Consider the following 8,920-nt stretch of genomic DNA (forward strand, 5'->3'; position numbering starts at 1 on the left):
ATAATACTTGGTATCAATTAAACTGACTTGCCTTTTACGTGCTTTTGCCATGAGAAACCGCCTATTTTTTAACCTGACAATTAAAAGATAGCCGACGATTGAAAAACAGTCAATTAATAGTGGGTGTCATGATTAATTTACAACAAATAGGTTGCTTGGTTTGGCTTTAAACATAAAACTAAATAAGAATAACTCACAAGTGCCATTGAACTGTAAATTGATTCTAATACCGTTCTTTCTTGATCAGCTTTATCTTTTTGGCAACAACACTAGTATCTGATGACATGCAGGTGTCGTCATAGCCATTGGGGAACTGGAGTTCCACTTTTTGACCGTTGCGTTGTGCTGACATAGCACGAGATAACTTTTTGTCGTAATCGTTATCACCTTGCAATGCCAGTACATGCCAGCTTTGACCTTCCAACTGAATAAATACTTTCTCAGCCGTTGGTCTTAACATCTGTATTTTCGCTTCAGGGCATTTCACTGCCGCTAGCGCCTGTGTGCTTGATAACAAAACACTGGCGAGGAGTAGCTTTTTAAGCATATTTATTCCTTTTCATGTGACTTTATTGGCGTTCAACTTCTTAAAAGTCCACTCCATCTCTAATTAATAATTGTTTAGATTTAAGCAAATACTGATATTGTTCTGCTTGATGATCTAAGAAACTTTCGTTTATTCTATCTACGATAGTTTTATTCCATCTATTCCCAATTTTATAGTCTGCACCATTCAGTAATAAATGATACGCAATATCATATTGATCTAGAGAGCCTGCTGTTAATAAAGGTGTCGAATTTACCCCATCGACAACATTCATATCGGCCCCTGACTCAACTAATAACTTTACGTACTCAAGCTTTTGAGGGGCGACAGCCTCATGCAATGCGTATTTCTTTGTTTCGCTGTTGTAAATATTTGGATTTCCTTTAAACATAAGAGCTTTTTTAAGGAATTTACTATCACCATAAATAACAGATTGGTACATAACCGAACTTCCATTTTCGAGAAGTAAATTTGGGTTCGCACCTGATTCTAATAAAAGCGAAAATGTATCAATATCGTCTTTGAGCATAGCGACCATTAATACAGTAAAACCACCTTTCCCTTGCGCATTTATATCAACTTCTGATGTTAAAAGCTTTTTAATTTCATCGTGTCGCTTTTCTTTGACTGCTTCTGCTAACTTAAGAGAGTCCTCACGAGTAAAAATTTTTTCTATTGGCATATTAAATACGCTCTGAGCGATTGATTTTTCGTTACATCCAAATAACAATAGGATAGTAATTAATGAGTAAATAACTTTCATATTTTCACCTAACATTTCGTTCCTATACTTCTACAAATATCACCTATACCATGCATTCCACCACCTGAAATACCAATTCTTCGGCCAGCAGCATCAGGTAACGGTGTATAGTCTTGAAGGATACTAAGCACATCTGTATTACTATGATATGCATCAATTAATTTCGATGCTCGTTTTAACCCTCCGTAATTTCTGACTGTTTTCGCATGTAAGCCCGCTGCATTATATGTCCTAGCTCTTAAACCTGTAGCTAAAGCATTAGCACTTGCCAATCCCCCCCCTAAAGAATGACCAGTAAAAGACAGTTTGCCGCTTTTTGCCTGTACAGCATCTCGCATCGTTCTAGCATTTTGAATTGCTAATTGATATTGCCTAGAGCTACCTCCAAATGCTTGCTTACCATTTGCAACCATATCAGGATTAAACACCCCATCAGTTCCAGCAGTAGCATAAATAAACTCTGAGGTATTTGAATCATAATATACATCTGATTTAAAACCTGATTCCTCATCATTTAATACCATACTTTCTATACCTAACCACTCTCTCTGCTCTTGGGAAGCTGAGGCAACTCCATCAGGCAAGTTACCTTCACCGCTATATATATGACTTGAGATCTGCGCATCTCGCTTCGTTCCAGAGTCAAAAGTCTGATTTTTAGCAATTGTAGATTGAGAGCCAATGTCTGCAACATTAAACCCTGCACCTGATAATTTGCCAGCTACCGCATTTTTGGCTGCATTTCTTGCTGCACCATTTCCTCCAGAGAAAGTAACAGTAGCACCACCAGTGCCGTTACTAGAAACTGTCGCTGTAACTGTACGCTTTATACGGCTACCTGTTGTACTAACTTTGATTTTCTTTTCAACCTCTTCAGCAGCATAACCCGTAGGATCAGTTCCTGCTAAGGGGTTATTCATAATATACGAATAAGGGTTTATCGATTGTGAGTTACCCGGAGCTTGAATCAGCGGATCAACACTCATAAACCGACCCAGGTTATAATCGTACACCCGACCGTTCATATGAATCAGTTCAACTTCATCTAAATGCTCGTGATCTGTAAATCCTCTACGGCCATTTTCTTCCTCATTAGTCAGTTTCCCATTTACATCGGGCAGTTTCGCATTACCATCAAACGTATTTTGGCCTGATGATAAACGCGGTTTACCAAATGGGTCAAAATTACGTAAATCACCTATTATATCACCATCAGCATCTGTAAATATTCGGCTACTACCTAGTCTGTCTTTTAGGGTATAGCTAATATCTTGGCTTTGTAAATTATTACTAACATAAGTTTGTTTGATAATTGCAATATCACCCAAATATGCACGCGTAGTTCTCTTACTGCCATCAATTTCAACTTCATACAGCTTATCAGCGTAATAAGTCGATACTGATTTACTCCCTTTGGTGCGTATCTGTTTGGTGCGCATATGGTTAGGACCATAAATAAAGCTTAATTGTGTGCCATCTTTATTTAGAGAGGTTGGTTTATCCATTGCATTATAAATCGCTGAAACAAGCCCATCGCCTTGCGCCATATTACCGCGAGCATCATAACTAAAACCAACCCAGCTATTTTTGCTTTTACCATGAGTTTTATATACTTTTTTAACGGCATTTGCACCGCCGCCAGAGTAACCAGCTAAGTGATTAGTATAATTATACTGATTTGCATAATCTGATTTAGATATTAAGTTACCAACAGCATCATAGCGATAATCTATGGTTTTAACCCCTGCAATCCAACTTGCAGAGAGTCTATGTAAAGTGTCGTAATCGTACTTTTCAGTAAAACTATGCTGGTTATTATAAGCACCAGATGTCACTTTCATATCAGTTAAATTACCAAAGCCATCATATTTGGTATATTCAAGGTTTAAAACATTAACACTATTATTGGAATATAATAATTGCTTAACCTGACTACTACTTGCATCGTATTGTGCTGTTTGTGTGATACCGTTACCTAAAGTTGCAACTGTGGTATTACCAAAATGGTCTTGCTCAGTTACATGACGATATACATAGTCACTTGCTGCATTTTTTATCTTAGTTTGATAACCATAATCATTATATTCATAAGATAAGGTTAAATCATTTGGATATCTCAGCCCTTTTGGTCGACCATAATTTGAATCAAACAATGTTTCAATATGATAGTTTTCTGAGCCTTGTTCCATTTGCGTATCAATCATGCGGCCATAAGTATCATAACTATATGTGCGTGTTGCCCCATTACCATATTCATAATGCAGCTGGCCAAAACCATTTGCGGCAGTATCATAAACATATGTTAATGCGTCCTCTCCAGTTGCACTTCGCTTGGTTACACGACCTAACATGTCTGTAGTATAAGTAACTGTTTTACTATCCACGCGGGTTTCTTTTTGCAGTTCACCAAAACCATTATATACAAAGTTAGTCGTGCCTTGATTTGGATCGATTACTTGTACTTTTTGACCTAAAAAGTTGTATATAGCTACTACATTATTATTACCCGCATCAGTAATAACGATTGGTAATCCTAAATTATTATACGCATAACGCGTGACACCTGATTTTGCGTCAACTGTTTTGACTAACTGCTTTAAGCTGTTATAAGTACGACTCATACTCAGAGATGTGTCTAAACAGCCATCAACCGCTGTAATTTCGGTTTCAAGTGCATTGTAGGTATAACTTGCTGTCATATCAGTACCACATGCTTGTGGTGTTATTTTTGATGCAGGTCGCCCTAATACATCATGTCCCGTATATGTCACACCATATTCAGTGCCGCCACTAGTTTTTGGTAAGGATTCAAAAATCAAGTTACCTTGGGCATTAAAACGCTTATCTTGGAATACCCAACTACCATCAAAACTTTCAACTGCAGTTCTAAGCTGTCTTCCTAATTTATCTAAATAGACTTTTTGAGTTGGACTACCCACTTGAGTTGTTGTGACTTGCATCACGGCATTACTACTTGGTTTATCAGTGTCAGGTTCTGTATAAGTGACATACTGTGTTGGTGTGCCATCAGTTTTAGTACTGAAATCACGGCCAAAACTATCATAATTTTTAATAGTTTTTACGTAATTATTTGTGCTTAAATATTTATTTATTTGCACTGTTTTACCATGTTCTGGTGAAGTAAATGTAGTCACGATATGGCCTAAGTGATTTTCTACATTAAGTGGAAAATAGCCATCAGCTGCTGCGGTTTTGCCATCGCTACTATGGGTGATATTTTTTGCTGACCAGCGAGTTTTAAGGGCCGGGTTACCTGATGCATTAAGAGCTGCTGCGGTTTTACTCACACTTGTCGGTAGGCCATACGTATTATATACCGTCGCAGTGCTTGAACAGGTTAAATCGTCTTTTTTACAAGCTGTTTCGCTAAGTTCTGCTGTACTAGCAATACGCACTAAATTTGGTTTGCGGCTATGTGTATCATATTCAATATGGGTATATACAGTATTGCTACTATCTAATTCTGTTAGATTAGATAGAGTGTAAGCATCATTTGCATTACGAGTCATAATTGTATTACTCGTTTTTTGCGTATCTGTAAGCTTAGTTGGCCAGCCTGTCTCATCGGTTGTATCAAATGTATTGCTCACAACCGAGTTAGATTTGCCCCAGTCATCGACTAATGTATTACTTGAAGTAATGACATTACCCCAAGCGTCTATGCCTGTAATTTGTTTAGTCGCAGTCGTTACTAAATCACCTACATTATTGTTGTTATCAACAGCTCTCGTTTTATTGACCGAGCTGGCTAAATACAAGTGTTGAATACTGTTACTACCTGCTACGGTCTCGCAGTAAGTTTGTTCCATTTCGGCTTCATAATAACAATTTTTTGTAGTTGTGCTGTTTAGTGTTTTATGATTTGAATTAATGCTCCAAATATTTTTAATATATGAAATTGCTTTACTTTGATTATTTTTAACCGCTCCAGTCATCGTTTTGTAATCAGTAACTGTATATTGGCCCTGGTAATGTAATTTACTTTGATACGGAAAAAACTGATTAAAATCAGACTGTGTCACTAACCCTTGGGTAACATCCTTTTCAATGATACTTTTGAAGCCCATAAAACCGCGACCTTGAGTATTAAACATTGCATTTTCATAAGCATATTGCTTTTGATTCGTCGTGCCAATACCGTTACTTTGATTAAATTCTTGCACAACATACATGCTAGAGGCAAAATATAGGTAACCTTCACGAGGTGATGATTTATCTTGTTGATAAACTTCTGTTTTTGTAGCTGTATCAATATCTGATGATAACGGGCGATATTTAAATTCACTGGTTAAGCCAATACCATTCACAGTGCTTTTTATCATATCTGTAGGCTGGTAATCGGTATTAGTTACACCTTTTCCAGTACCAAAGTTACGGTTAATATATATACCAGGAATATTTTCATTTCCTTCAAACGCACCACTTGCACTGCCTTTGAAGGTAATACCCCGTATCGTATCTGTCCCTCTATGATTAAAGACCATAGTAGGTAAACCGTTACCAAAAGCATCTATAATACTTGATTGGTAAGCATGACCAATCAAGTTGGTATCCTTTACATCAAGAGTAATAGAACCATCTTCTTGCAAATTAAAGAACACAGCCTTAAAACGATAAATACTATGATCATTTTTAGCTGAATTTATATTAGTTATAGAGCCATGATCACTCGTTGCATGGTAACTGCCACTATAAATTTCATCACCACAGAATGTTTTTTTAGTATTGGCAGGTATTTGTGTCGACTTTTTAATACAGGCTTCATAAATACGCTCACCTGGCATTAATAACTCAGGAATACCGTCATTGTTTATGTCAAAGTTTTTAAATGCGCCACTATATTTAGCAGTTGAGCGGGTTTCACGCTCTTTAGCATTCTTTTTATTCGCTAATCTTTCCTGAGTTGCAATGACATTCGTGTCTAAATGATGGTTATCAGAAAAATACCCATTACCTAAGTTAAATTTAATGGTCATTTCATTATTACTGATATCTTGTCGCCAACCTAACCAGTCTTGTAAACCATCACCATTAATATCAATGAAATGGCTAAATACCGGTTTAGGATGTGATTCATCTTCACCTAAATCGATATTTCTATTAATAAAAGAGATGCCCGTACTTGGTGTGCTTTGGTTAACCAGAAAAGCAATTGGTCTGGTTTGTGGAAATCCGTAATACTGACCAACACCGGTGTCGTATTTTATGAGATCAGGTAGGCCGTTTCCTGTCATATCACCCATAAATTGATAATCGCTGGTCAAGGCATAACCGCGGCCACTTTCACTTTTAGCAACCATACTACCAATTGATGTACCTGAAACATAAGGCTCATCATGATTTTGTGTATGCTTATACAACATTAAATTCACACCACCAGAGTTAACCTCATATATAACAATATCAGGCCATCCATCACCATTATAATCATCAACATTGACAATGTGGCTATTTACGATTCCTGATAATTGACTATTAGGGAGTGGAATATTGGTATTTATTGTTTTCGCAACGGTACCATCTAGCGCTGTATACTTAAGAACAAGTTTTTGATTGTTATTCAACCAACTATCGGTGCGACCATCTTGGTTATAATCACCCTCTACACATATGTTAGTACTAGTTGAGTAATTATAATAACAAGGAGTAATATCATCATGTTCACCTGTTAATTCACCTTCGGCATTGACAAAAATTCCCGGCCAATCACGTACACCATCACCATTTAAATCCCCATGAGGCAGTACATCAGCTAAACGAAATTGATCTTTATAAAGCATTTCTCCATCAACACTTAATGGTTCTAGCTTCATTGTTGCACCATCGTCATGCCAATTAAAGTTAGTTAAAGGTAAACATGTAGAAGTACTAACACTTACATCACACTCGCTTATTGATTTAATTAAAGTACGTTGACTCGCGCTACTTAACTCAGTATTAAGCGTGTATTGTTTTACTTTACTTGTATTATAATATGTTGTGATGTTAGCAAGTACTTGAGTTTTTTCTGACTTACCACCTGCAAGGTAACTACTTGAGCTATCACTACGATCTGCATACGTAAAGCTCACTTTACGGTTACCTTTTTCTGTCGTGCTGTTACCTGTGTAATGAATATCAGTGAGAAGTTTTTCACCTACACCAAAATTATCAGTATCATCAGAGTAATCATAATGAATGAAGTTGTTTCCAGTTGTATCATGCTGATATTCAATATTCCAGCTTAATGGCGCTGTTGCACCTTCATGTTGGGTGCGTGAATTGTCACTCATCCCAAAGTACGCTGTTGTGCCATTTTTATATTTGGCAGTAAACGACGTAGCAGTGCCATTAAGTGCGCCAGTTTGAGTGACTTGTACAAAAGAATCTATTTCTGTACGGTAAGTCGCATTACTGGCACCATAAGTATCTGTACCAATAACCATTAATCTTTGGCCATTTAAACACAAACGATCTTTGGTCGCATTATATTGCACATTATGGGTAAATCCATCTTGAGCATACGTGGCAGCACAACGAGAAATACTAGAGCCTGCTGATAAACTCCAGCCAACTCCAGCAATACCATTACCTGAGCGAGATGAATAATTAAGCGATACATTAGGCTTCACACCATTTCGCCCTGGCGGTAACGTAATTGGAACGTTATAACTTGCAGAACCACCATTAACAGATGCTTGCCCTGCTATAGCACCAACAACTGTTGTAGATGAAGTTGGTTCAATTGTATCAACAAATGATGGGGTGTCATCCACTGTTCCAGTTAAAGTTTGAGACCAATCATGCGAGATATTGTCACTATTAACCACGTACCCATCACTGCCATTCTCAGCAGTAATCACAACTGAACCATCATTATTCGTTAACTTAAAATCTTCTAAACCATCACTGTTAAAATCACCTATCTCTAGGCTAAATTCACTTGGAATTAGTGTTATTTCATTCCACTCTGCGTTTGTAAGTGTTGTTACAGACCAGTGGTTGGAAGCATCTTTTTGCAGTTTTAAATAGGTATTACCTATTTTAAGGTATAAATTACCTGCTGCATCTGTGTACACTAATGTAATAGCCAATAGCGCAGCATCAAAATTAACCACTTCTTCTACGACAGTGTCTCCACTAGTTGCTTTAATTTTTAAATTGTAATTACCTGCAGAAAGCAAACCAAAGTCATAATTGTAAACGTCACCTTGTTTATCAGCCTTTGCAATACGTGGTTGCCCTGCATTTTTTGATAATTCAAATGTTACATCATCCAGTACTACGTTTTGTGCTAATTCAAACTCAGAACGCGCAACAAAGTTAGCGTTTACAGCAACGGTTGCCTTGCTCGTATCTGAATATTGATAATTAATGTTTGCTGTTTCTGCCACTTCAATATCTGTATGGCATGTATTAGCTGTTGTGACTTCTATTGGCTGATTATATTTTTTTGCCAATGCGAGTAATTCATACACATGTGATTTATCTGCAAGTGGTAAAATCCATTTTTGTGTATTTGTTGCTGTAACACATTGTGGTATTTGATGAGTTTTAGTGCCATCGGTAGTAAAAAAGGCATAGTTACCTTCAATGCTTAAGCTAGTTAT

General features: G+C 37.1%; 3 protein-coding genes. All 3 read right to left on the minus strand.

The genetic code is table 11. The features are described 5' to 3' along the window. Positions 1-223 precede the first annotated feature (223 nt). Positions 224-547 (minus strand): hypothetical protein, encoded by a 324-nt coding sequence (locus CJF42_RS23835; RefSeq protein ID WP_095369039.1) that lies wholly within the window; start codon positions 545-547, stop codon positions 224-226. A gap of 40 nt (positions 548-587) precedes the next feature. Continuing rightward, a complete protein-coding gene (locus CJF42_RS23840) occupies positions 588-1,325 on the minus strand; it encodes an ankyrin repeat domain-containing protein (protein ID WP_095369040.1) in 738 nt (245 codons plus the stop codon). After that, a partial coding sequence (locus CJF42_RS23845) for a Tle-like phospholipase domain-containing protein (protein ID WP_095369041.1) occupies positions 1,319-8,920 on the minus strand: 7,602 nt, incomplete at its 5' end. The genes CJF42_RS23840 and CJF42_RS23845, both read right to left, overlap by 7 nt.

The organism is Pseudoalteromonas sp. NBT06-2 (genome assembly GCF_002276045.1).
GTDB lineage: Bacteria > Pseudomonadota > Gammaproteobacteria > Enterobacterales > Alteromonadaceae > Pseudoalteromonas.

What these genes read in the sequence shown, in the direction of transcription:
- CJF42_RS23835 (WP_095369039.1), bottom strand. Translation starts at nt 547, where the DNA reads ATGCTTAAAAAGCTACTCCTCGCCAGTGTTTTGTTATCAAGCACACAG.
- CJF42_RS23840 (WP_095369040.1), bottom strand. Translation starts at nt 1,325, where the DNA reads ATGTTAGGTGAAAATATGAAAGTTATTTACTCATTAATTACTATCCTA.